Genomic DNA, 24,770 nt, shown 5'->3' with positions numbered 1-24,770 from the left:
TTAAAGGCGGCTCGCCCGCAGCGTCCGGGGTCCACGTGGGGCAAGGAGCCGTCGATAAGCAAAAGCCCCGATCCCCGGCGCAATCCCGAACTACCGCTCCATCACGTCCTGGCGCACGATGGCCTGATCGCGGCCAGGGCCGACGCCGATGTAGGAAATCGGCGCGCCCGAGAGCTCCTCAAGCCGCAGCACGTAATCCTGCGCCTTGGCGGGCAGGTCCTCGAAGGTGCGGCATTCGGTGATGTTCTCGTCCCAGGCTGGCATCGTCTCGTAGATCGGCACCGCGTGGTGGAAGTCGGTTTGGGAACAACCCGAAAAGTACCTATCGACAAGCGTCGCTTGCCAAGCCATAATCGAGACAACCGGCGATAAGTCCTCCAGGGGAGGACTTCCCTGCTAGGCAGGGATAGCCGGTTTTCTCTTTCCAAGCTCAGGTTCGCCCCAAGGCTTAAACGTTGTTTCCAGGGTTGGAGCAATACACGGATCGAACCAGGTGCAGCGCTTTCCCTCGACTATGCGCTGGGTTGCCCAGATACACCTTAGCCATCCCTACCGCTCCATCACATCCTGGCGCACGATGGTCTGATCTCGGCCCGGGCCCACGCCGATGTAGCTAATCGGGGCCCCGGAGAGCTCCTCGAGGCGCAGCACGTAATCCTGCGCCTTCTGCGGCAGGTCCTCGAACTCGCGACACTCGGTGATGTCCTCGTCCCAGGCAGGCATCGTCTCGTAGATGGGTGTGGCGTGATGGAAGTCGGTCTGGGTCAGCGGCATCTCGTCGAAGCGCTTGCCGTCCACGTCGTAGGCCACGCAGATGGGGATCTCGCCGATGCCGGTGAGCACGTCCAGCTTGGTCAAGAACAGGTCGGTGAAGCCGTTGACGCGGCTGGCGTAGCGCGCGATCACGCTGTCGTACCAGCCGGTGCGGCGAGTGCGGCCGGTGTTCACACCAACCTCGCCGCCAGTGACCTGCAGGAACTCGCCCCACTTGTCGAAGAGCTCGGTGGGGAACGGGCCCGCGCCCACGCGGGTGGTGTACGCCTTGACAATGCCCAAGCTGGCGGTGATGCGCGTCGGGCCGATGCCGGAGCCCACGCACGCGCCGCCGGCGGTCGGGTTGGAGGAAGTGACGAATGGGTAGGTGCCGTGGTCCACGTCCAGCATGGTGGCCTGGCCGCCCTCCATGAGCACGTGCTTGCCTTCGTCCAGCGCGCGGTTGAGCTCCAGCTCCGCCTCGATCACCATCGGGGTAAGGCGCTCGCCGTAGCGGCCGAAGTAGTCCATGGTCTCTTCGACGCTGATGGCGCGGCGGTTGTACATCTTCACCAGCATCTGGTTTTTTACGTCCAGGGCGGATTCGATTTTCTGTCGGAGGATGGACTCGTCGAAAATGTCTTGCACGCGAAGCCCCACGCGCGCAACCTTGTCCGCATAGGTGGGGCCGATGCCGCGACCGGTGGTGCCAATCGCGCGTTTGCCCAGGAAGCGCTCCTGCACGCGGTCCAGCGTCTGGTGGTACGGCGCCACCAGGTGCGCGTTCGAGCTCACGCGCAGGCGCGAAGCGTTGGCGCCGCGGGCCTCCAGCCCGTCGATCTCCTCGAACAGCGCCTCCAGGTTGATCACCACGCCGTTGCCCAGGATCGGGGTGGCGTTCTCGCTGAGCACACCGGCCGGCAGCAGCTTCAGCTCGTACTTCTCCCCGCCCACCACAACGGTGTGCCCGGCGTTGTTGCCGCCGTTGGGTTTCACCACGTAATCAACCTGCCCGCCGAGGATGTCGGTGGCCTTGCCTTTCCCCTCGTCCCCCCACTGGGCGCCGACGATAATGATCGCGGACATCACATGCTCCTTATATATAGGGCCTTGAACGGGCATATTGTAGCGTGAGCCGCATGAAACTTATTCATTGTGCGTGCGGTTCAGGGGTTTCCATCCCGGGGGTTGAGGAGCATTTGCTTATCGACGAGCCCCCGCAACGCGACCTCAAATTCCTCGACACCGCCGCCCGCGGAGCCCTTCCGGTCGATCCGACACCGTCACTGGACGAAATTCAACGCATGCCGGACGTCGCCCACATGGGCGCCCCGGACTTTGCGCCGCAGCAGCCTGAGGAGCCGCTGCGCGTGATCGTCTCCGGTACCGACCGCGCGCTGGGGCTGGTTTTGACGCGACTCATGCGCGCGGACAACATGTGGATCGAGGTGGCGTACGTGCCCGTGGACCCCTCCTCGCCGGCTGCGCTGATCTGGGGCGCCGAGTCCGTTTCTTTGGCCATGTCCGGTGACGTGCGCCCGATCCCCTGCGTGCGCACGGATTTCGGCGAGGTGGTGGCCGGTTCCGCGGAGCTCACCCGCGCCGGCGGCGGCGAGTACGTCGGCGAAGTGATCGTGGATTCCGAGACGCTTCTGTACTCCTCCGGGCGCGGCGCACGCCTCGTTCCGCTCGTCGACGCTCCGGGTATGGCCGCCGCAGCGCTGGTCAAACGCCCCTTCCGCAAGGTTGCCGTCGACGACTCACGCGTACTCACCGGCCGAGCCGTGCAATCCGGCGGCGAGGACATCGCAGTGCTTATCGACGGCTCCGCCCGCCCACGCCCCGTCAACCGCGTCACCTTCTACCGCCATTTGCGCGACATTCAGGCCGTGCGGGGCTCGTAGTTCGGCCGCGCGCGCTTCTCAGGAACCCGGGTGTGTTTTATATCACATCGGCAATTTTTGGGGCGTTTTCCGCGCGTTCCGTTATGCGCATGAGATAAGGGCGGGCCGCACACTGGGCCGTCGCTAGCAATTCCGCTCAATATTTGCGCTGGTCATGGGGTGCCGTGCCGGGCTACCGGAAACTCTCCGCGCTTGCAGCAATAAATCCGGCCGAACCTTAAAGTTGGACGGTCGTTCAGACGTTGTGTGGTGTGGGTCATTACGTTAGGTGATGTTCCAGCAAACAGAACATGCAAGGAGATTTAGAACCATGGCTGATTACAACCGCATTGAGGACCTGGCAAACGCCACCGCTGTCGACGTTGACGGCGAGAAGGTCGGCGCCGTCAAGGACGTGTACGTGAACGACACCACCGGCCAGCCGGACTTCGTTTCCGTCGACGCTGGCTTCGGCTCCGGCGACTCCATCGTTCCGCTGCGCGGCCACACCCTGCGCGACGGCGAGCTGCGCCTGGCCTTCCCGAAGGAGCGCATCAACGACGCTCCGGATCTGGACGAGAACGGCCACCTCACCACCGAGGACCAGGAGGCGTTCTACCGCCACTACGGCCTGACCGAGACCCAGGACGTCACCACCTACGAGACCAACCAGCGTGGTGCCGCTCCGGCCGCAGGCGCTGCTGGCGCTGGCTACGCTGCTGGCGAGCGTGTTGAGACCGACCGCGCTGAGGCTCCGCGCGACGAGAACGGCGAGATCATCCGTTCCGAGGAGCAGCTCAACGTCTCCAAGGACCGTGTTGAGACCGGCCAGGTGAACCTGCGCAAGTACGTCGTGAACGAGACCGAGACCGTTGAGGTTCCGGTTGAGCGTGAAGAGGTCCGCGTTGTTCGCGAGCCGATCACCGACGCTGACCGCGCTAACTACGACGGCAACATCGGCGAGCAGGAGGCTTCCGTGACCCTGCACGAGGACCGCGTGAACGTTTCCAAGGAGTCCGTGCCGGTGGAGAAGGTCTCCTTGGAGAAGGACACCGTTCAGGACACCGAGCGTGTTTCCGAGGAGGTCCGCAAGGAGCGCTTCGAGACCGACGGCATCGTCGAGGGCGAGGCTGGCCGCGACATCCGCGACAACCGCTAAGCACTAGCCGCTAGAGCTTCTCTCTAGTAGCGGTCGCAAGGCTTCGAGCCCCGGCTGGGATTGATTCCCAGCCGGGGTTCTTTCGTGTGCGCTTCGCTATCCGCTCTCCCCTCGCGCTGCCCCGCCTCGCGCGCTGCCCCGCGCGCTCGCGCCGACCGGCTCCCCTTACGCTTGCGCCGTTCGGCTTTCCTCGCGCCAAGAACACTCACTCAGATTTTTGGAACCGGAACATATTTTCCGGATTCCATTTTGCGACACCTCCACCTTTCCAAAAATCACTCTGACCAGCATCTTCGTCGTTTCGCATGCGCAGATCGGCCCTCAAGCTTTACGCAACTATTTTCCGAGCCCCCAACGGCCTCCGGCGGCCCCGCACGCGCCACTTCCCGCAGGCGTCGAACGGCCCTTTCCACGGGTCGGGCAGCCAGGCGCGGGGGCGGAGGGACGCACCGCACGGGCGCGGGGCCCGTGCACGCGCTAGTCGAAGTCGAAGGACTCCGGCTTGTAGCGCGGCGTGGTGGAGGTCGGTGCCAGCGCCGCCAGTGCGGACTCCCGCGACATACCGCACACCTGCAGCAGGTCCACGATCAGGGACCGGGTCTGCGCGAGGATCGCGTACGCGGAGAGCACTGGGTCGGCACCGTCGGGGGTGTTGGGGTTGTCGGTCACCACGTCCATGCCGGCGCGCTGGGCCGCTGCGCGCAGATCGTTCACGCACTGCGGGATCACCTGGGCTTGGGCTTGCCGAGAGTTGACGTCGTAGACCTCGGAAAGCTCGAGGCATACGTGGGCCAGGCTGTCCAGGATTTCGACTTGGGTGTCGGAGACGGTGTCGTTATCCTCCACAAGCACACGCGCCCTGCGCGCCAGCACGCGGGTGGTGCGCACGGAGTTATCCACCGGCGGGATCACCCGCGAAAGCGACTGCATGTAGCGCCGCTGCCCCCACAGAAACGGCGAGACCGTAGAGGCCTCCTCGCCGGACTTCACGGCGGCCGCCAAATCATCGATGCCGGTCTGGGAGCCGCGGATGAGATCGAGTGCTTCGTCGATGATTTTGGGGTCGCGGTCGCGCAGGCCGTCGGCGACGTCGTCAAGCACTGAAGACATAATGCCCATCACCTTCGACACCTCTGCGCGCGCGGAAGCCAGCGGCGCCTGCGGGATGAGCGCAATCGTGGCGATCGCCACCGCGCAGCCGATGAACGCATCCACGGTGCGGTCGATGCCCGTGACCTCGGCGTCCGGCGGCATGATCGTGGCGATGAGGATCGCGCCGATCGCCGCCTGGTTATTCACCAGGACCGACTTGGAGAAGAACGACGCGATCAAAAGCGACCCGGCGACAATCACCGCGATCTGCCAACCGCCGTCGCCCAGCCGGTAGAACAACAAGTCGCCCACCAGCACGCCCAGGATGCAACCGAGCGCCATGTCCAACGACTTCGTCAGCCTGTCGCCGCCGGACATGCCGACGATGATCACCACCGAAATCGGCGCGAAAAACGGCTGCGGGTGCCCCACTACCGAATGCGCCAGCCAGTACGCCAGCCCAGCGGCAAGGCCCGTCTGCAAAATGGGCAGCAGCCGTTTGCGCACACGCTTGAACCGCGACTGCAGCGACTTATCCACCTGCTGCAGCCGCTCGCGCGTGCTCATGCGCTGCTTGCCGGTCTGCTTTTTCTGCGTAGCCATGATTCAGCTCAGTCTAGGCGTGAAAAAAGGTGCCGGGGTGCGGCACCTTTAGTCGTCGATAAGCAAATGCCTACTTGGACACGGACTTACCCACCGAGTGCAGGTCCTGGCACGCCTCCACGACGCGCTCGGACATGCCGGCCTCCGCCTTCTTCAGGTAAGAGCGCGGGTCGTAGACCTTCTTGTTGCCCACGTTGCCGTCAATCTTGAACACGCCGTCGTAGTTCTCGAACATGTGCGCCGCGACCGGGCGGGTGAACGCGTACTGGGTGTCGGTGTCCACGTTCATCTTCACCACGCCGTAGCGCAGCGCCTCCTCGATCTTCTCCTTCTCGGAGCCGGAGCCGCCGTGGAAGACGAAGTCGAACGGCTGCGCGCCGTCTTCCAAGCCGAGCTTCTTCGCGGCAACCTTCTGGCCCAGGTCGAGCACCTCCGGGCGCAGCTTCACGTTGCCCGGCTTGTACACGCCGTGCACGTTGCCGAAGGTGGCGGCCAGCAGGTAGCGGCCGTTCTCGCCGGTGCCGAGTGCGTCGATCGTCTTCTCGAAGTCCGCCTCGTCGGTGTACAGGTTCGCGCCGGCCTTCGCCTCAACGCCGTCCTCCTCGCCGCCGACGACGCCGATCTCAACCTCAAGGATGATGTTCGCCGCGTTCGCTTTCGCCAGCAGCTCTTGAGCGATCTCCAAGTTCTCGTCGATCGGGATAGCGGAGCCGTCCCACATGTGCGACTGGAACAGCGGCAGCTCGCCGGCGTTCACACGCTCCTGCGAGATCTCGATCAGCGGGCGGACGTACTCGTCGAGCACCTCCTTCTGGCAGTGGTCGGTGTGCAGCGCGATGTTCACGTCGTAGTGCTCCGCGACCTCATGCGCAAACGCCGCGAGCGCGCGGGCGCCTGCGACCTTGTTCTTCACACCAAGGCCAGAGCCGAACTCCGCGCCACCGGTGGAGAACTGGATGATGCCGTCCGACTCAGCCTCCGCGAAACCCTTGATCGCGGCGTTGATCGTTTCGGAGCTGGTGCAGTTGATCGCCGGGAACGCGAAACCGCCCTTCTTGGCGGTGTCCAGCATCTGGTTGTAAACCTCGGGGGTTGCGATGGGCATGAAAGTGCCTCCTGCTTTCGGGATCAGTTACGCCTTCAAGTATGCCCGCTTTGCTGGCTGGTTGCAGGTGTGCGGCGGGGCGTCGCAAGGGGCGTCGCTGTGCGCGGGGCGGGACTCAGCGTCGCGCTCTACTGTTCGTTCAGGGCGGCTTCCACGCGCGCCGCTGCTTCCAGCAGCATCCAGCCGGAAAGCTGCACGGAAAGGTCGCGTTCATCGATGCGCACCAGCCCAACCGCTTCGCTTATCGACGATGGCCCTATCCCAAAGTTATGCGGCAACTTTGCATCCTCAGTCCACTCCGCGGCGAAGACCGGAAGCCCGTCCACTTCGAGGCGGTGCGACCACAGCGACTCGGCCGACTGCAGCACCATGCGCGCCGCGATCTTCTTCGTCGCGATGTTCTGGCGGCTATCCTCCGGCATGCGAATCGCCACGTCCGCGAGGTAGCGCGCCAAGATGCCTTTGAATAAGCCGCCGTCGCCCTCCCCGGATTCGTGCTTGGGGCTTATGAGCACTCCCTGGGGCGTCGCCAAGTGCAATGCAACTGCTTTGACCGTGGAGCGGATGTGCGTGATGTAGAACATCGACGCGTCCGCGCGCTCGGAATACTCGAAGCTGTCGATCGGCTCGTCCAGGGCCAAGCCGACGTCCTCGCGCAGCGCAAGCGCGATCTCCAGGCTCGCGCCGATGGCGGTGCCCTGGTTGTACGTGTAGATCTTCGGGTTCGTCTCCGGGCCGTGCATGCGCATCCGGATGCCGTCTTGGAGCAGACCGTTTTCGGAGATCAGGTTGTCGAAGGTCCAGTCCATGATCTCGCGGGCCTTATCCAAGCGGCCCGTGCGCGCGAAAATGATCGCGGCCGGCGCGTTCGACGGCACGTTGTAGTACGTCTCGTCCTTGCGCCACGGAAGCACGCCCGTCACCGGGTCGATGCCCGCAAGCAGGTCGAATTCCAGCGCGCTGAGCTTGCGCGAGTGCTTGAGCACCCCGAGGTCCACCGCGCGGTTCCACGCGAGGGTGAGCCACGCCTTGTCGTCGTAGTGCTTATTGTTCGTCAGGCGCCCGCGGTTGCGACGCTCGATGCCGCGCACCGTGTCCGCGATGCGGCGCTTGCGTGCCTTCGTGGCCCGGCGCGACGCCGCATCCACCAAGCAGTCCAGGTACTGCGCCTGCCACCAGTAGTGCCAGTGCCAGAACAGCTTGTCCTTCAGCCCCGGCGGCCAGGTGACCACGGCGAGGTTCGTCTTCGGCTGCAGCCAGAGTTTCTGCGCGTGGCGCTCTTGCACCGCCGACTCAGCCAGGTCAGCTCTGTGCGCCCACGTATCCGGCACTGGCACTCCTTTGTGTTGTTCCCGTGACTATATTGCCACGGCACAGCCGCGCGTTACCACGACTTTGAAAGGTCCGCGTGCTGGCGCACCCACGCATGCATCGCGATGCCCGCGGCCACGCCCGCGTTGATGGAGCGCGTCGACCCGAACTGTGCAATCGAGCACGTCATTACCGCCGCCTGTTGCGCCGCCTGCGTCACGCCGGGGCCTTCCTGGCCGAACAGCAGCACGCACTCGCGCGGCAACTCAGCCGTCTCCAGCGGCACGGAGCCGGGCGTGTTATCGATGGCCACGACCGCCAAGCCTTCGCTTTCGGCCCACTTGATGAGGCTGGCGACGTCTTCGTGGTGGCGGATGTGCTGGTAACGGTCCGTCACCATCGCCCCGCGCCGGTTCCAGCGCTTGCGACCCACGATGTGCACCTCGCGCGCCAAAAACGCGTTCGCAGTGCGCACCACGGTGCCGATGTTCATGTCGTTTTCGAAGTTCTCGATCGCGACATGGAACGGGTGGCGCCGCTGGTCCAAGTCACTCACGATGGCGTCGAGGGACCAGTACCGGTACGCGTCCACCACGTTGCGTCTGTCGCCCTCGCGGAGAAACTCCGGGTCCAGGCGCGGGTCATCGGGCCACGGCCCTTCCCAGGGGCCAACGCCGTGGCGGCCCTCGTTCCACTCAGTGGGGCCGCGGCCGGGCGCGAGCTCGGGTGTGGATTCTTGGTTAGGCAAGCCCGAGGTCCTCGAGGCCGAGGAGGAAACGGTACTCCAGGCCGGCGTCGCGAAGCACCTGCTCCGCACCCGTCGCGCGGTCCACAACCGTGGCCACCGCAACCACCTCGGCGCCCTCCTCGCGGCACGCTTCGACGGCCGTGAGCGGCGAGTTGCCGGTGGTGGTCGTGTCCTCAACTACGAGCACCTTCTTGCCTTTAATCGACGGGCCCTCGATGCGGCGCTGCATCCCGTGCTTCTTCGCCTCCTTACGCACCACGAACGCGTCGATCGGGCGGCCGTCGGCGTGCATCACGGCCGTTGCCACCGGGTCGGCGCCCAGGGTAAGGCCGCCGACAGCGTCGAACTCGAGGTCGTCGGTAAGCTCGCGCAGCAGCTGCCCGATCAGCGGGGATGCCTCGTGGTGCAGCGTCGCGCGGCGCAGGTCGACGTAGTAATCCGCCTCCTTGCCCGAGGACAGCGTCACCTTCCCGTGCACCACTGCCAGCTCTTTCACCAGCTCGGCGAGACGTTCTTTACTCATGTGTGTCCTCCTCATCAAAAATGGACGGCGGCTTCTGCTGCCGCCGCACGCGGTTCAAATCCGTGCGGTGCTCGGTGCCGGCGATGGTTTCCACGTCGTCGTCGCCCAGCTCGCGGTCCTCGAAGTCGCCGCGCGCGGCGCCGGTGCGCCGCGTGGGCAGCTCCACCGGGTTTTCGGGGCGCTGCAGCGGGGCGGCCTGCGCAGCATGATCAGCGTCGGTGTGCGCGTCCGGTTCCGGCAGCTCCGGGAACGGCTCGTCTTCCTCCGGCGGCAACGTGCGCGCGGCGTCCGCCACCAGCGCGAGCGGGGCAAGCACGTCCTCCCACGCCTGCGTGCCGGGCTGGTCCAGCTCGGCGAGCACCCACTCGCCCTCACACCACACCGCGGCCACCGCGGCGGGCAGCTCGGTGAGCGCAGTGAGCACTCGCTTATCGACGAACCTCCGCACCGCCCCCGGCATCGTCCCAAACACCTCAAAACCCGCGGCGTCCGTGACCTTGGCAAGGTCCGAACCGGTTCCGACGCCTACCTCTTCACCCGGCTGCGCGTCGGGGCTGGCATCGGGGTTTGCGCGGCGCATGTCCACCACCACTGGGGAAACCGCCCCCGTGGTCATGGCGATCACCGTCGTGCCACCAAGATCTACGATGCGGGTGTCGTGCCCGTAGGCCGAGCCCGCAAGCACGTCGCGCGGCGCCGCCCCACTAGCCGCCGCGCCGCGGTGCCACTCGCCCGCCAGCAAGTCGTCCGTCTTAGAGAACGTAAACCCGTGGCTTTCCGCCCACGCCTTACGCTCGCGGCGCTGCCCGCCGGGAAGGGACGCGGGCAAGGAAGCTGAGCGCGATTTGGCGCGCTGCGCTGAGCGCGATTCCGAGCGCTGCGCTGGTGTTTGCGTTGGGGCTTGCGTTGGCGCTTGCGCGGGGGTTTGCGTTGCAGCTTCGCGGGCCCGCTCCGGCTGAGAATCCTGCTGCGGTTCCTGCCCAGCGGCCGGGCCCGCGACCTGCCCTGCATCCTGCCCCGAGTCCCCGGCCTGCGCGGAGCGTTCCCGCGAATCCGCGACAAACAGCGCCACCCCGCCGCCGAAGGCGAGGAGGGCGAGAAGAAAAAGTAGGGCAACCATCGAGAACAGATGTTACAAGCCCGCCCGACGAAATTTCGGCGCGGCGTGGCCGCACCGGCCCTACCAGTCGAAACAGGCTCTTAGAGCTGCGTGCTCACCGGGTTTTCCGGGTCCGCGCTCCACTGCGACCAGCCGCCCACATAGTGGCGTAGCACCGGCAGGCCCGCGTGCTCCATCGCGGCGAGCAGCAGCGCCGAGTGGTTGCCCGAGCCGGAGTACGTGATCGCGTCATCCGGCGAAGAGTTGTGCGTAATCCCCACCTGGGCGAAACGGTCGCGGATGTAGTCGTCGTCCTTCACGCGGTGCGTCTCAGCGTCGAAGAAGTCCTCCACCGGCAAATTCAGCGCGCCCGGGATGTGGCCAGCGCGTAGATCGAGGACTTCGCGGCGGCCTTGGAAGCGGCGTTGCCCGCGAGCGTCGATAAGCATGCCGCTAAAACTCTTCACCTCATCGATGCTTGCTGTGGGCAGTTTGCCCTGCTCAAGCTCCATGCCGCGCGGCACAACCATGCCGCCCGGGCCCGCAACCGTGGGGTAGCCGTTTGCATCCCAGTTGGCGAAGCCGCCGTCGAGGATCTGCACGTCCTCCACGCCCGCCCAGCGCAGCACCCACCACAGGCGCGCGGCGAAGAGGCCGTTGCCGCCGTCGTAGACAAAGGTCGGGCGGCCTTCCTCGATGCCCCATTCGGCCACCGCCTTCTCCACCACATCGAACGGCGGCAGCGGGTTACGGCCGTTCTTGCGCCCCGGCAAGCCCGCGAGCTGCGACGACGGGTCGCAGAACAGCGCGGTGGGAATGTGCTCGGACTGGAACTTTGACCAGGCCTTGCCCTCTTTCGGCTCCCACAACGCGGCGATGACGGTGTGCTTGTGGCCGGACTGAATCGTGTCGAACAACTCGGCAGCGGAGACAAAGACGCTCATGGGCGCCAGTGTATAGGCGGTGCTGGCACACCGCAGGGGCCAGGGCCTTACGCCATGTAGCCCGGCGCGACCTGAATCACGCCGTCGCGCGCCAGGCCATCGAGCCATTCTGTGATGCCTTCGCGGGGGCAGTCCGCGCCTATCGACGCCGCGAGCATCCCACCCGGGCCCAACTCCACCCTGCAGCCAAAGGCGAGCAGCGTCTCCGCGATATCGTCCGCCGCGGCGTTAGGCATCCCCGGGCCAGCGTCCGGGTCCGCGTCCTCCGGCAGCACGCGCACTGTCGACGCGCCGCCGCGCACCAGCACGCGGTCCACGTGGAACTGCCCACCAACGGTCACGCATTCCACGATGTCGCCGAGCGCCAGCGTGGTGTCCACGAACGGCACGCTGGCCACCACGAAGTGGTTGTTGCCGATCTGGTGCGCCTCGAGCTGTTCGCTCTCCACGCCGGGGATGGCAACGCGGGTGAGGATCGTCGTAGTCGGCTGCATGCTTGGCAGTCTAAACCCTCCGCCGACGCGCGGGCAGTGTTACGGGGGTTGGGCGCGGTTTGTGGTGGTGGGGGCGGTACTTCGACGGCCGCCTCTGGTCGCGCGAACAGGCGTAGGTGTACCTGTTACTTTTCACTCCAGGTATGTCGTGAAACCAACGGGGCATTCTCCCGAGCCGGATGCCGGTGAGCCAACTTCGAGCATCGCAGCGCCGACTCATTGGAAGCGAAACGAGGGCCTTGCAAGCGATTACGCTTCAGCAAGACCCTCACCGTCGACGACGTTGAAAACCAAGCCATTCAGACGGTCTGCGCGTGATTATAGCGAGAGTCGAACTTTTTTGGGGAATTAGCGGGGGTAACGACAAGATGCGCAGAGACATCGCATGGGTTTCGCAGCAACGGCTTGAACCCTACATCGACCAGACAGGGGGCAATCAATCTCTCGCTTGGGGGCGAATCTCCAACTAACAGCGATACGAATTACCCGATTTTGCACACCCAGGAAGGGCGCGGGTCAGCATTCGTATAGCAGACTCGCTACCTCAGTCTGAACTCTCTACGAGGGGCGCATCAAACGGGCGATCTGCTTTGACGTCTCCCGTATTCCGGAGTCAAGACTGCCGCAACTTCACGAACTACCGACCCGCGCCAGCGATTGAAAGCTCTTACTCGCCCCAGACGTCCGGGAACGCGGTGCCCTTGCCCACCACGTTGCCCTGCTCGTCGTATTTGTAGAAGCCCTCGCCGTCGCCGAGGCCACCCTTGCCGGCCTTCACGGCCTCGCCCGCGGCGGCAGCCCATTCGCGCAGCTTCGGGTCTTCCTCATTCGCCCACGCGTAGGCGAGGAGCGGGAAGCCGACAGTGTCGGCGACCTCGATCATGCCGGTCGGGTACTGCAGGGCCACCTTGAACGAGTCGTTGATGTCCTCGTAGCTGGCCACACCGTTGGCGTACAGGGTCACCGCGTTGCGCAGCAGCGGCACGAGCTGAGCGTTGAGGATGTAGCCGCGGACCTCCTTGAGCACCCTGAACGGGCGGAGGTTGATCTCCTTGGCAAACTGCTCGATGGCGTCCAGCGTCTCGGGTGCGGTGGAATCGCAGCCCATGATCTCGCCGTTGTTGCCCTTCCACACCTTGTTCGCGAAGTGCAAGGCGCCGAAGCGCTCAGGCTTCTCAACGGCCGGCGCCATCTCGCTCGGCAGCAAGTACGACGAGTTCGTCGCCACGATGCAATCGTCGGAGACGTAGCCCGAGAGCTCCTTGTACACTTTGTGCTTCAGGTCGATGTTCTCCGGCACCGATTCGATGACGATGTCGGCGTTTTCCGTCGCGGCTTTCAGGTCCGTCGTCGGGGTAATGCGCGCGATCGCCTCGTCGAACTTCTCTTCCGTGAAGTCCTCCAGGTCGTTGCGGTAGAACCCGCGCATCCACTCCCAACGGTCCGGCAGCTTCGCCAACACTTCGTCCGAAATGTCGTACGCCGCGACGTTCTTGCCGGCGTAGGCAGCCTGCATGATGATCTGCGAGCCCAGCGTTCCAGTGCCGAGCACTGCCACATTGTTGAAGTCGCTCACCGAAATGTCCTTTCTCATCGAAGGTAAGACGACTTCAATGCTACGCCCGCTTATCGACGCCTGCCGGTGCCTAACGCGCCTCCGCTTAACGCGACTCTGCCTACCGCGCCTGAACCGAGAGCGCCTCGCCGCCGTCGGCGACGTCCACGTGCACTGTGTCGCCGTCGCGGATCTCGCCGGCGAGCAGCTTCTTCGCCAAGCGGTCGCCGATCGCCTGCTGGATCAGGCGGCGTAGGGGGCGGGCGCCGTACGCCGGGTCGTAGCCGCGCTCTGCAAGCCAGGACCTGGCGGAGTCGGAGACGTCGAGCGTGAGCCGTCGAGAAGCGAGTCGCTGTGCGAGCCCCTCGAGCTGAATGTCGACGATGCCCACCAGCTGCTCCTGGCTCAGCGGCTCGAAGACCACCACGTCGTCGAGACGGTTGATGAACTCCGGCTTGAAGTGGTGCTTCACCGCGTTCATGATCTGCTCGCGGTCGCCGCCCGCGCCCAGGTTCGAGGTGAGGATGACCACGGTGTTCTTGAAGTCCACGTGGCGGCCCTGGCCGTCGGTCAAGCGGCCCTCGTCGAGCACCTGCAGCAACACGTCGAAGACATCCGGGTGGGCTTTCTCGACCTCGTCGAAAAGCACCAGCGAGTACGGGCGACGGCGCACAGCCTCGGTGAGCTGGCCGCCCGCGTCGTAGCCGACGTACCCCGGAGGGGCACCGACCAGGCGGGCCACCGAGTGCTTCTCGCCGTACTCCGACATGTCGATGCGAATCATCGCCGACTCATCGTCGAAGAGGAACTCGCTCAACGCCTTCGCCAGCTCCGTCTTACCCACACCCGTCGGGCCGAGGAACAGGAAGGAACCGATCGGGCGGTTCGGATCCGCCACACCGGCGCGGGCGCGGCGCCCCGCGTCCGAGACCGCAACCACCGCGTCCTTCTGGCCCACGACGCGCTCGCCGAGCACCGACTCCATGTTCAGCAGCTTCTCGGTCTCGCCCTGCAGCATCTTGCCGGCCGGGATGCCGGTCCAGGAGGAAACCACATCCGCGATCACATCCGGGGTGACCTCCTCTTCCAGCATCGTCTTGCTGCCGGCCTGCGACTCAGCCTCCGCGACCTGCTTCTCCAGCTCCGGGATACGGCCGTAGCGCAGCTCCGAGACCTTCGCGTAGTCGCCCTCGCGCTCCGCGATCTCGGACTCGTTGCGCAGCCGCTCGAGCTCCTCCTTCGCGGACTGGATGCGGTTGACCTCACCCTTCTCGTTCTCCCAGCGGGCCTTCATCTCGCCGAGTTTCTCGCGCTGGTCCGCTAGCTCCTCGCGCAGGTGCTCCAGGCGCTGCTGCGAGGCCGCGTCGGACTCCTTCTCCAGCGCGATCTCCTCGATCTCCAGGCGGCGCACGATGCGCTCCAGCTCGTCGATCTCCTGCGGGGAAGAATCGATCTGCATGCGCAGGCGCGAGCCCGCCTCATCCACCAAGTCGATGGCCTTGTCCGGCAGGAAACGGTTCGTGATGTAGCGGTTCGACAGCTCCGCCGCACTTACCAGCGCCGAGTCCTGGATGCGCACGCCGTGGTGCACCTCGTAGCGGTCCTTCAGGCCACGCAGGATGCCGATGGTGTCCTCCACCGTCGGCTCACCCACGTACACCTGCTGGAAGCGGCGCTCAAGCGCGGCGTCCTTCTCGATGTACTGCCGGTACTCATCCAACGTCGTCGCACCAACCAGTCGCAGCTCGCCGCGCGCGAGCATCGGCTTGATCATGTTGCCAGCGTCCATCGCCGAATCACCGGTCGCGCCGGCGCCGACTATGGTGTGCAGCTCATCGATAAACGTGATGATCTGCCCGTTCGACTCCTTAATCTCGTCCAGCACCGCCTTCAGGCGCTCCTCGAACTCGCCGCGGAACTTCGCGCCCGCAACCATCGAGCCCAGATCCAGGCTGATCAGCGTCTTGCCTTTCAGGGACTCCGGCACGTCACCGGCCACGATGCGGCGCGCAAGCCCCTCGACGATCGCAGTCTTGCCCACACCCGGCTCACCAATGAGCACCGGGTTGTTCTTCGTGCGGCGCGAAAGCACCTGCACCACGCGGCGGATCTCCGAGTCGCGCCCGATCACCGGGTCGATCTTGCCCTCCCGGGCGCGCGCGGTGAGATCGGTGGAGTACTTCGAAAGCGCCTGGAACTGGTCCTCCGGGTTCTCCGTGGTGACGGTCTTGCCGCCGCGCACCGCCGGGAAGGCCTCCTTGAGCGCCTCGTACGTCGCGCCGCGCTTGGTCAGCAGCTCGGCGGCGTCGTCGCCGCCCTTCGCGATGGCTGCGAGCAGCACGTCCGCGGAGACGAAATCGTCGCCCATCTCCCCCGCAAGGTCCTGCGCGTTCGCGAGCGCCGTCTGCAGGTCCCTGTTCACGCCCGGGTTCGCCATGTTTTGGCCGGACGCGGTTGGGTAGCCGTCGATAAGCTGCGATGCTTCCTGCGCCACCGTCTCCGGGTCCACACCGGTGGCCTTGAGCACCGGCGCGGCGATGCCGTCCTCCTGCGTGAGCAGCGCCTCGAGCACGTGCGCCGGGCGCATCTCCGGGTTGCCAGCGGCCGACGCGCGCATCTGCGCCTGCTGCAGGGCCTCCCGCGTCTTGTTCGTGTGTTTCTGTGCCATGAGCACTACCTTTCCGTGTCTAAGTTGATTTCGCACTAGGTGTAACGCGCGGGAAGTTGAGTCTGTTCCTGTCAAGTCCAGCTTTTGCGAAAATTTTTGCAGGAAGTTGCGCGGGGTGCGCTCATAACTTATCGACGGCCCAGGTCAGCGGCCTAAACAGAAGACACGCTCGCAAAATAAAATCTGGCAAATAGTTTCCCCAATACCTACGAAAATATTTTCCGCAATTTCCCCTCTTCCCTTTCCCCATTTCCCCTGGTAAAAGGGTACATATCGCACACCGGGGGGCTATCACGAAACTATTTTCCGCTTCCCCAAACGCGACACACCACACAAAAATCCCGGGGGAAACACATGCCAAAGAAATACACACCGCCAGCGCTGCGCGGCATCCGCCTCATTCAGCTCATGCAGTGGGGCCGCCAGTACGAAGCCCGCGAGATCAAAGACGAGCTGGGCATCGAGGCGCGATCGCTACACAACTACATCACGCAGCTGCGCGAAGCGGGCTACAAGATTGAGAGCAAGCGCGGCGCGCAGGGGGCGTACTGGCTCGAGGCAGGCGAGGAAATGCACCCGCTCAGCTTCGAGCCGGAGGAGCTAAAAACGCTGGTGGTCGCGCTCGCAACGCTTCACACGACCGCGCCGGAGGACGATCCGCTGTACGCCAGCGCGCGGAAGCTCTACAACATGATCACGTACATGATGCTTCCTGCGGCGGTCGAAGAGTGCCGGGCGGAGGAGCGCGCCATCACCAGGGAGTTAATGATGATGCGCGCCGTGTGGACCGTGCACCAGCAGAAGAAAAGCTAAGGGCACATTGCTTATCGACGGCTACCCCGCCGCCTGCGCCTCCTGCACCCTATCGCGCACCGGGATCCACTTCATGGCGAAGGCCAGCACGACGACACCGGCGGCGATGATAAAGGCGGCCCAGCCGAGGCCCGTCGTAAAGCCTGCGATCACTGCGATCGGCGCGAGGATTGTCATGCCGATCTCGAACGGGGCGAAGCCCACGTAGGCCACGCCGTACTCGTTGAGCGTGCCGGACTTCAGCTTCGGGTCCACCATCTTCAACAGCGCGATACCCGTGGCCACCGCGGCGGTTGCCCAGCCCCAGCCGAACAGGCCGCGCTCAAGCCACTGCTCGCCGAAGAAGCGCGGGCCGGCCCACACCATCCACACCACGCAGAACACGGCGCCCAGGACGAACAGCAAGACGAGTGCCTGCCAGTAGTCGGCGAGTGCCGCGGGGACGATGGAGGCGATGCCGAACGCGATCATGAAGTCCGTGGCGGCGCCGGAGATGGAGTTCACGGTTTCGCCGTCGAGGTAGTTCGGGCGGCCGGCGAGTTTGAGCAGAAGGCGCCCGACGAGGCCGACGACGAAGGACATGGCAAACAGCGGGATGGACACATTCGGCCACTGGCCCTTGATGGCGCCGTTGAGCAGGTACGCCACGAGCACCGTGAACACGAGGAAGCCGGCGTGCAGCGCGAGCGGCTCGATGGACGACGGGTTCGTGGTGGCGCGGCCGATGGAGGGGCGCTCGGCTTCGTTGTCGATGTAGCCGGTGCGCAGGTCGCTGGGCAGGTCGCCGGCGAGCTGGGAGGCCTTGCCGCGGCGGATGCCGATGTTGGCCATGATCACGCCGCCCACAATCGCCACCAAGGTGCCCACGGTGGCGGAGGTGAACCCGAGCGACGACGCGCCCTCAATGCCGATCTCCTCCAGCGCGGAGCCCACGGCGGCGGCGGTGCCGAAGCCGCCGACGAAGCCGACGGGCAGCATCATGCCGAACCAGGGCTCGGTGCCGAAGACGGGCGCGAACAGGTAGATGCCGAGGAGGATGAACAGGCCCCATTGGCCCATGAACATGGCTGTGGAGTAGCCCCACATGTTGCGCGCGCCGGAGGCGACGGAGCCGCCGAGTTCCATGGAGTAGGCCATGGAGGCGAACACCACGGCGATGAGCAGTGTGGTGTAGGTGCCTACCTGGTCGGACCACTCGATGACGCCGAGGACTTCCTGGCCGAGGATGAGTCCGAGGATTCCGGCGGTGATGGGGGCCGGCAGCAGAAGCTTCTGCAGGATGAGCAGCCGGTTGCGCAGCACGTTGCCGATGATCAGCAGGATGGAGATCCAGCCGATGTCGGTGAGCAGCGTGTAAGGGGTGAACTCCATCGCGGCACCTTTCTCTTTGTGATTTTTGTCTGTCACAATATCCCACGTGGTGTACGCGGCAGAATCGTTACCCTTGGGCCATGGCTTTGGAGAATAACCCGGGGTTGCGCGCGGCGTGGTTTGAGAGGTTTGTGGGGACGTTCCCGCAGGCGGGCGGCATGTTCCCGCCCGGCGCGTCGCAGATGCCGAGCATGCTTATCGACGCTGCCGTGTCCACCCTCGCCGCCTCCAACGGCCCCGATCTGCCCGCGGACGTGGTGCAGCGCTTGGAGGCGTTGGCGCTGGATTTGCGCCGCACCGGTTTCCCCTCGCAGGAGTACCCAAAGGCGGCCGAAACGCTCATCGAAGCGGCCGGGGCCTACGGGCTGACGGATCAGGACGCCGGGGTGCTGCGCGCCGCGGGCGAGGTGATGGCGCGCGCCGCCTCCGCCGCCGACACCGCTGGCGTGCCCCCGGCCACCGCGGCGCAGGTGACTAGCGTGGACTTCCGCGGCCCGGTGGCGGTGGTGCGCGCGGAGGCGGGAAACGAGGTGGCCTACCTCCCCGGCCAGACCGTACCGGTGATGAACGCCGCGCACCCGGGTATCTGGCGTGCGCTCGCCCCCGCGTTGCCGGCGAATGCGTTGGGACAGCTGGAGTTTCACATCGATACCCGCGAAACCGGCGCGGATTGGGCGCCCGAGGTGGGCGGCTACCTCACGCTGGGTCAGGGCCGCGGCCCGGTGGCGCGGGTGGACAAGCCCGCGTTGATCGTGGCGCCCGGTACCGGCTTGGCGGCAGCGAAGGCGGTGGTGTTCGACCTCGTGGAGCGCGAGGAACGCGTGGACGTGCGCCTCATCGTCGGCGCGGAGCACACCGAAGACGTCTACGACGTGCACACCTTCGCCGCATTGGCCGCCGCGCACAGCTGGTTGGACGTGACGTGGGTGGTGGAGCGCGGCGGCGCGAACGAGTGGGCGGCCGCCGGGTTGCCGGAACACGTGCGCCACCTGCACGCTCCGCTTGCGCAGGTGGCGGCGGGCCCCGGCGCGTGGTGGGGCCGGGAAGTTTACGTTTGCGGCGGCGCCGAAGAGGTGGGCGTGGTTGCTGAGGGGGTGCGCGGGGCGGGAGCGGAGCTCGTCGTCAAGCTTGCTCTCGCTTAACCCAGCTCTGCGCTCAAGCTCATCGCCGCGAGCGGAAGCGTGCGGCGCATCTCGGCGACCTGGCTGATGTCGATGTCCACGATGAGCGTCTCCGGGCCGTAGCCCGCCTCCGCCACCCGCGTGCCATCCGGGGCGACCACCACGGAGTGCCCGATGCCGGTGGGGCCGGACTCCTCGCCCGCCTTGTGCTCGTGGTCCGGGCGGGCCTGGCCGCACGCGGCGACGAACGCGCCGGTGTCCAGCGCGCGGGCGGCGGCGAGCAGGCGCCACTGCTCCAGCTTGCCCGGCCCGTCCGCCCAGCTTGTGGGCACCACGATCACCTCAGCGCCGCGCTTCGCCAACTCCTTGAACTGCTCGGGGAAGCGGATGTCGAAGCAGATGGCCACGCCCACCGTCGCCCCCTCGTGCGTGAACGTGACCAGGGTGTTTCCGGGCTTGACGGTGTCGGATTCCTTGAAATTGAACGCGTCGTAGATGTGGATCTTGTCGTAGCCCTTGTGCACGCCGTCGCCGGTGATCAGCGCGGTGTTGTACACGCGGTTGACCTTCTTTTGCCCGTCACCGGTGTCGATGGTGTTGGTGTCAGCCGGGCGGAACATGCCGGCCACGATGGTCACTTCGAGCTCGTCTGCCAGCTCGCGCAAGCCCGTGGCGAAAGGCCCGTCGAGCTCCTCGGCTTGGGTGTCAAGTCTGCCCTGCTCAAAGCCCTGACTTGCGGCCTCGGGCAGCACGATCAGCGTGGCGCCGGCCGCCGCGGCCTCGCGGATGAGCGGGATGAAAAGGGCCAAGTTTTCCAGTTTGTCGGCTCCGGTGGCCTGTTGCAAGAGGGCGAGCTTCATGTGGATAACTTTAGGGTGCGCGGGAGGGGTTTATCCACAGATTTGCGCGCAGGGGTTGATTCGGACGTTTCGTTCGCGCACGCTTCGCCGCATGACGTATCTCGCACTTTCCACACGCACCGCCCCCACCGCCCGCGCCCACATCCCGCTTGCCGCGCCGCTTCCCGCAGCCACGCTGAGCGCCTCCCGGTCCGCCGCCGCGCTCGCCTCGTGGCAGGGCAGGGAGCACATGCTTATCGACGCCACCACGTCCTCCCTCACCTCCCACCTCGAAGCCGTGGCCTCCTTCGCCGACCGCGTGGTTGCACTGGACGCCTCCCTCGGTGATGCGTTGGGAGGTTCCTTATGAGCGCGTATTGCCCGACCTTGGACGCGGGCGAGCTCACGCAGGCGGCCGCCGCGCTGCGCCTCGCCGCCGCCAGCGTGGGTGCGCGGGCGCGCGAGGCCGCGGGCGCCCAGGAGGCTGTGGACGCGACGGGGTTTGCTGGGGTGGCGGCGGAGGCGTCGAGAAGCACTGTGCTCGCACTTGGCAGCGACCTGGACGCGCACGCGGCACAGCTGCGCACGGCGGCCGGGCTGCTCGACGCGGCGGCCGCGGCACAACGCACGCTGGACCAGGCGGCGCTGTGGTTTCCCGGCCCGCGCATGCACGCGCGCATGGTGGCGTGGCTGAACGCCATGTCGCGACTGCTGGACGTGCGCCTCGCACAGGCGCTGCTGGGCCTGGACGACCTCGGCGTGCTGGAGCAGGACTACGAGCCGCTTTTCGCCCACCCAGACCAGGACTTCGCAGCGCTACACGCCGGGTACACGAAGACGGTTCCGGCGGCGACAGTGGAGCTGGTCGAAGCCCACGGCGGCCAGATTGTGGAGGCCGGCCCAGCCAGCACCACCGTGTACCTCGGCGACGCGGTGAACCCGTCGCGCGTGATCACCATGGTCGCCGGTGCGACGACGGGCAAGCCGGAGCAGCTCGCCCGGGAGCTGGAGAAGGCGCAGCTCATCGCGGAACGTACCGGCGCCGCGGTGGTGGTGTGGCAGGGCTACGCACCGCCCGCCTCGGTGCCGCGGGCGCTGTCTCCCCTTCCGGCCGGGGCGGGCGCGGACGATCTCTCCATGTTCCAAGCGGCGCTCGAGGAGCGCTTCCCCACCGCCCAGAAGACCGTGGTCGCGCACTCCTACGGCACGCTTCTGGCCACGCGGGCGGCGCACGAGCACGGGCTGCTTGTCGACGATCTCTGGCTCCTCGGCAGCGCAGGAGTCGCCGGTAACTCCGTCGACGACCTCACCCTTGCGGGGCCGAATTCCACCGTGCACGTGGTGGACGCGCACGCCGACCCGATCCGCCTGCTGCGCCACGGACCGAACGCCGCCCTGGGCGCCTCACCTGCGCACCCCGACTACGGCGCGCAACGGGTAGACGGGGTGCGCGGGCGGCATTCGGACCACTTCACATCCCCTGCGTTCCTGTCTGCCCTAGCACAGCACGACGGCGCGCGGGCCGAAACGTAGCTACCATGGCTCCCGTTGAATGAACACACCTTTATAAAAGGAGCTGACAAGTGAATTTCGCAGAACAAATGGTCGAGCATCTCGAGCGTCTCGGCGTCAAGCGCATTTACGGCCTGGTGGGCGACTCGCTCAACCCGCTATCTGACGCAGTGCGCCAATCCGACATCGAGTGGATCCACGTGCGCAACGAGGAGGCCGCAGCCTTCGCCGCGGGTGCGGACGCGCTAGCCAACGACGAGCTCGCCGTCTGCGGCGGTTCCTGCGGCCCCGGCAACGCCCACTTCGTGCAGGGCCTGTTCGAGTCGCACCGCAACGGCTCGAAGCTGCTCGCCATCGCCTCCCACATCCCGACGGAAGAGATCGGCTCCAGCTTCTTCCAGGAGACCCACCCGGAGCTTCTGTTCCAGGAGTGCTCCGGTTACCTGGAGATGGTGCACACCGCCGACCAGGGCATGCGCGTGATGCACAACGCTATCCAGTCCACCCTGGCCGGCAACGGCGTATCCGTGCTTGTGGTGCCGGGCGACATCTTCGCAGCCGACGTTGCGGACGGCCCGCACACCGCCGACAGTGTCTACGCCACCGGTGCTGGCGCGCGCACCTTCCCGGACCCGGGTGAGGCCGCCCGCCTGGTGGATGCGATTAACAAGGCCGATAAGGTCACCCTGTTCTGCGGCTGGGGCGCCCAGGATGCCCGCGACGAGGTCTTCGCGCTCGCGGAGAAGATCAAGGCGCCGGTGGGCCACTCCTTCCGCGGCAAGATGTTCTTCGAGTACGACAACCCCTACGACGTCGGCATGTCCGGCCTGCTCGGCTACGGCGCCTGCCTGGACGCGGCGAAGGAAGCCGACCTGTTCATCATGATCGGCACAGACTTCCCGTACACCGACTGGCTGCCGGACGACAACGTCGCGCAGATTGATATCGACGGCTCCGTAATCGGCCGCCGCACCCCAGTGAAGTACCCGGTGGTGGGCGACGTTAGAAGCGTGATTGAGAACATCCTGCCCTCCATCGAGGAGAAAAAGTCGCGGAAGTTCCTGGACAAGATGCTCAAGCGCCACTACGAGCTTCTGGATTCCGTGGTGAAGAAGTACACCAACAAGGCAGCCGAGGCGAAGAAGCCGATCCACCCGGAGCTCGCCGCATCCGCACTGGACAAGATCGCCGCCGACGATGCGTACTTCACCGTGGACACCGGCATGTGCAACGTGTGGTCCTCGCGCTACCTCACCCCGAACGGCAAGCGCGACGAGGCGGCGTCGTTCCGCCACGGCACCATGGCCAACGCCCTGCCGATGGCGATTGGCGTGCAAGCCTCCCAGCCGGACCGCCAGGTTGTCGCCTGGTGCGGCGACGGCGGCCTGGGCATGCTCATGGGCGAGCTGCTCACCGTGAAGCTGCACCAGCTGCCGATCAAGATCGTGGTATTCAACAACTCCTCGCTCGGCATGGTGAAGCTGGAGATGATGGTGGCTGGCATGCCGTACTTCGGCACCGACCACGAGGAAGCGAACTTCGCCGAGATTGCCAACGGCGTAGGCATCAAGTCCATCCGCATCGAGGAGCCGGACGACCTGGAGCCGAAGCTGAAGGAGGCCTTCGAGTACGACGGCCCGGTGCTGGTGGACATCGTCACCGACCCGGAGGCGCTCTCCCTTCCGCCGGACGTGACCTGGGACATGATCAAGGGCTTCTCCCAGTCCGCGGCGCGCACCGCGTTCGTTGAGGGTGGCGTGGGCCGCCTGTTCAATCTGGCGAAGTCCAACATCCGCCACCTCGGCGGCGCAGCGCAGATCGAGCTCGGCTAGTTCTACGCCTGGGCTGATCACCGCCCCGCTTTGCCCGAACTTTCGCGGCAGCGGGGCGGTTTTCGCGTCTGTGGGTCCCCTCCGCCATCTCAGCTCCCAAATGTGAACCAACAGATGCAGTCCAGCCAGGTCACGAATCTAGGTACCCGCGCGATCACTCGGTTGGTCTGCACCTGTTGGTACACATTTGCTGGCTCACATTCGTTGGTTCACATCTGGCGGCGGGAGGTAGCGACACCGGGACCGTTTCCATACCGAACCGTTATTCAACCGAAACCCAATTAGTCGTACCTGTGCAGTAACGTTGCGGAAGTTGCCAAAATATGGCGAAAGACTTATAGAAAGGGTCTACACTTTTATGACTTCTCCGAACAACGGAAAGCAGGTCCGCAAGACCACTACCACCCGTCGCACTGCTGCACCGCAGACGACTGCCGCTACGACCAGCACCGCCGTGCGCACCGAATCCCAGGATGACGAGCACATCGGCCAGGAAGCCTGGATCGGCACCAACTCCACCGAGGTTTCGGACGGCAACGTCTCCTGGGGCGCCATCTTCGCTGGCGTGGTCACCTTCATCGCAATCATGATCCTGCTCGGTGTCGGTGCCGCAGCTATGGGTCTGCAGGGTTCCACCGGCGCTGCAACCGGCATTTTCGCTGTGATCGCGCTGGTCATCGCCTTCGCCGCCGCCGGCTACGTGTCCGGCGCACTCGGCGTGCGTGCTGGCCTGTTCCACGGTCTGGGCACCTGGGCGACCTCCCTGATCGCCACCGTGATCCTCGCTGGCTGGCTCGGCGCTTCCGTGCTCGGCGGCCTGGGCTCCATCCTGGGCACCGCCGCTACCGCGACCGGTTCCGCTGTTGGTGGTGCCGCTAACGCTGCTGGCCAGTACGCTTCCGAGAACGTGACCGAGCAGGAGGCTCGCGACGCCGCTAACCAGGCCGAGGACGCCATCAACGACGCCCGCGACCAGGTCACCCAGGAAGACATCGACAACGCGAAGCAGCAGGCCAACGAGGCTTGGGACGACGCGAAGCGCACCGCTGACGAGGTTTCCGACGACGCCGCCGTTGGCACCTGGTGGACCTTCGCCGGCCTGATCATCGGCGCTGTGGTTTCCGCCCTCGCCGGTGCCGCTGGTTCCCGCTCCGTGCTGAACCGCAACCAGCGCTAATTCAGCTCGGGTTCTTTAACCCACAACGCCCCGCTACCTCTTGGAGGTACGGGGCGTTTTTCGTGCTCGGGCGGGTTGGCCTGTAAGGATCGACAAACCCCGTTCGCTGACCTGGGGTTTTGTCTTTGATCGTGGGGACGCGCTTTGTGTCAAGTGGTTGTGAACGGG

General features: G+C 65.7%; 21 protein-coding genes and 1 pseudogene. 8 read left to right on the top strand and 14 right to left on the bottom strand.

Features of this window, described 5'->3' with window-relative positions; all coding sequences use genetic code 11:
• Window positions 1–90: 90 nt before the first annotated feature.
• Window positions 91–306: pseudogene (locus tag HWX32_RS01215) on the bottom strand (adenylosuccinate synthetase); the annotation flags it as partial.
• Between the two features lie 243 nt (window positions 307–549).
• Window positions 550–1,839, bottom strand: coding sequence for an adenylosuccinate synthase (locus HWX32_RS01210; RefSeq protein ID WP_175934409.1), 1,290 nt, complete (start codon window positions 1,837–1,839; stop codon window positions 550–552).
• Between the two features lie 53 nt (window positions 1,840–1,892).
• Between HWX32_RS01210 and HWX32_RS01205 the strand changes: the two genes are divergently transcribed.
• Window positions 1,893–2,657 (top strand): hypothetical protein, encoded by a 765-nt coding sequence (locus HWX32_RS01205; RefSeq protein ID WP_175934408.1) that lies wholly within the window; start codon window positions 1,893–1,895, stop codon window positions 2,655–2,657.
• Window positions 2,658–2,967: 310 nt separating this feature from the next.
• The gene (locus tag HWX32_RS01200) at window positions 2,968–3,795 is read left to right on the top strand and encodes a PRC and DUF2382 domain-containing protein (RefSeq protein WP_175934407.1); all 828 of its coding nucleotides are present in this window, start codon (window positions 2,968–2,970) and stop codon (window positions 3,793–3,795) included.
• Between the two features lie 477 nt (window positions 3,796–4,272).
• On the opposite strand, the gene HWX32_RS01195 is transcribed toward HWX32_RS01200, so the two are convergent.
• The 10 genes from HWX32_RS01195 to clpB form a co-directional block, all read right to left on the bottom strand.
• Window positions 4,273–5,490, bottom strand: a complete 1,218-nt coding sequence (locus HWX32_RS01195) for an aromatic acid exporter family protein (protein WP_254868204.1) — start codon at window positions 5,488–5,490, stop codon at window positions 4,273–4,275.
• A gap of 70 nt (window positions 5,491–5,560) precedes the next feature.
• On the bottom strand, window positions 5,561–6,595 hold the full coding sequence (fbaA, locus tag HWX32_RS01190; RefSeq protein WP_075469137.1) for a class II fructose-bisphosphate aldolase: 1,035 nt from the start codon (window positions 6,593–6,595) through the stop codon (window positions 5,561–5,563).
• Between the two features lie 128 nt (window positions 6,596–6,723).
• The gene (locus HWX32_RS01185; RefSeq protein WP_075469138.1) at window positions 6,724–7,926 is read right to left on the bottom strand and encodes a glycoside hydrolase family 76 protein; all 1,203 of its coding nucleotides are present in this window, start codon (window positions 7,924–7,926) and stop codon (window positions 6,724–6,726) included.
• 53 nt (window positions 7,927–7,979) lie between these two features.
• Window positions 7,980–8,654 (bottom strand): RNA methyltransferase, encoded by a 675-nt coding sequence (locus HWX32_RS01180; protein WP_175934406.1) that lies wholly within the window; start codon window positions 8,652–8,654, stop codon window positions 7,980–7,982.
• Window positions 8,647–9,177, bottom strand: a complete 531-nt coding sequence (gene pyrE / locus HWX32_RS01175; RefSeq protein ID WP_242648326.1) for an orotate phosphoribosyltransferase — start codon at window positions 9,175–9,177, stop codon at window positions 8,647–8,649. Before pyrE ends, HWX32_RS01180 begins: the two co-directional genes overlap by 8 nt.
• Entirely contained in the window at window positions 9,170–10,297 is a 1,128-nt protein-coding gene (locus HWX32_RS01170) for a hypothetical protein (RefSeq protein ID WP_175934405.1), read from the bottom strand. Before HWX32_RS01170 ends, pyrE begins: the two co-directional genes overlap by 8 nt.
• 80 nt (window positions 10,298–10,377) lie before the next feature.
• A complete protein-coding gene (locus HWX32_RS01165) occupies window positions 10,378–11,220 on the bottom strand; it encodes a sulfurtransferase (protein WP_175934404.1) in 843 nt (280 codons plus the stop codon).
• A 47-nt stretch (window positions 11,221–11,267) separates the two neighbouring features.
• The gene (locus HWX32_RS01160) at window positions 11,268–11,714 is read right to left on the bottom strand and encodes a DUF4265 domain-containing protein (RefSeq protein ID WP_075469143.1); all 447 of its coding nucleotides are present in this window, start codon (window positions 11,712–11,714) and stop codon (window positions 11,268–11,270) included.
• A gap of 667 nt (window positions 11,715–12,381) precedes the next feature.
• Window positions 12,382–13,290, bottom strand: coding sequence for a 3-hydroxyacyl-CoA dehydrogenase NAD-binding domain-containing protein (locus HWX32_RS01155; RefSeq protein ID WP_175934403.1), 909 nt, complete (start codon window positions 13,288–13,290; stop codon window positions 12,382–12,384).
• Window positions 13,291–13,390: 100 nt separating this feature from the next.
• Window positions 13,391–15,937, bottom strand: coding sequence for an ATP-dependent chaperone ClpB (clpB, locus tag HWX32_RS01150; RefSeq protein ID WP_175934402.1), 2,547 nt, complete (start codon window positions 15,935–15,937; stop codon window positions 13,391–13,393).
• Window positions 15,938–16,291: 354 nt separating this feature from the next.
• On the opposite strand from clpB, the gene HWX32_RS01145 reads away from it, so the two are divergent.
• A complete protein-coding gene (locus HWX32_RS01145) occupies window positions 16,292–16,750 on the top strand; it encodes a YafY family protein (protein WP_175934401.1) in 459 nt (152 codons plus the stop codon).
• 21 nt (window positions 16,751–16,771) lie between these two features.
• Here the strand turns inward: HWX32_RS01145 and HWX32_RS01140 are convergent, their stop codons facing one another.
• Window positions 16,772–18,121 (bottom strand): sodium/glutamate symporter, encoded by a 1,350-nt coding sequence (locus HWX32_RS01140; protein ID WP_175934400.1) that lies wholly within the window; start codon window positions 18,119–18,121, stop codon window positions 16,772–16,774.
• Between the two features lie 80 nt (window positions 18,122–18,201).
• Between HWX32_RS01140 and HWX32_RS01135 the strand changes: the two genes are divergently transcribed.
• On the top strand, window positions 18,202–19,263 hold the full coding sequence (locus HWX32_RS01135) for a hypothetical protein (RefSeq protein WP_175934399.1): 1,062 nt from the start codon (window positions 18,202–18,204) through the stop codon (window positions 19,261–19,263).
• On the opposite strand, the gene HWX32_RS01130 is transcribed toward HWX32_RS01135, so the two are convergent.
• Window positions 19,260–20,102, bottom strand: a complete 843-nt coding sequence (locus HWX32_RS01130) for a carbon-nitrogen hydrolase family protein (RefSeq protein ID WP_175934398.1) — start codon at window positions 20,100–20,102, stop codon at window positions 19,260–19,262. The genes HWX32_RS01135 and HWX32_RS01130 overlap by 4 nt on opposite strands.
• Window positions 20,103–20,193: 91 nt before the next feature.
• Here HWX32_RS01130 and HWX32_RS01125 point away from each other — a divergent pair, with 91 nt between their 5' ends.
• From HWX32_RS01125 to HWX32_RS01110, 4 genes are all read left to right on the top strand, one after another.
• On the top strand, window positions 20,194–20,451 hold the full coding sequence (locus tag HWX32_RS01125) for a hypothetical protein (protein WP_175934397.1): 258 nt from the start codon (window positions 20,194–20,196) through the stop codon (window positions 20,449–20,451).
• Window positions 20,448–21,614 (top strand): alpha/beta hydrolase, encoded by a 1,167-nt coding sequence (locus HWX32_RS01120; RefSeq protein WP_175934396.1) that lies wholly within the window; start codon window positions 20,448–20,450, stop codon window positions 21,612–21,614. The genes HWX32_RS01125 and HWX32_RS01120 overlap by 4 nt, the downstream gene beginning before the upstream one ends.
• 50 nt (window positions 21,615–21,664) lie before the next feature.
• A complete protein-coding gene (locus HWX32_RS01115; protein WP_303049129.1) occupies window positions 21,665–23,425 on the top strand; it encodes a pyruvate dehydrogenase in 1,761 nt (586 codons plus the stop codon).
• 358 nt (window positions 23,426–23,783) lie between these two features.
• Window positions 23,784–24,602, top strand: a complete 819-nt coding sequence (locus HWX32_RS01110; RefSeq protein ID WP_254868203.1) for a hypothetical protein — start codon at window positions 23,784–23,786, stop codon at window positions 24,600–24,602.
• Window positions 24,603–24,770: the final 168 nt, after the last annotated feature.

Source organism: Corynebacterium sp. Marseille-P4321, assembly GCF_903645305.1.
Taxonomy (GTDB): Bacteria; Actinomycetota; Actinomycetes; order Mycobacteriales; family Mycobacteriaceae; genus Corynebacterium.
Note: the sequence above shows the minus strand (reverse complement) of the source record. Positions and strands in the feature narration are given on the sequence as shown.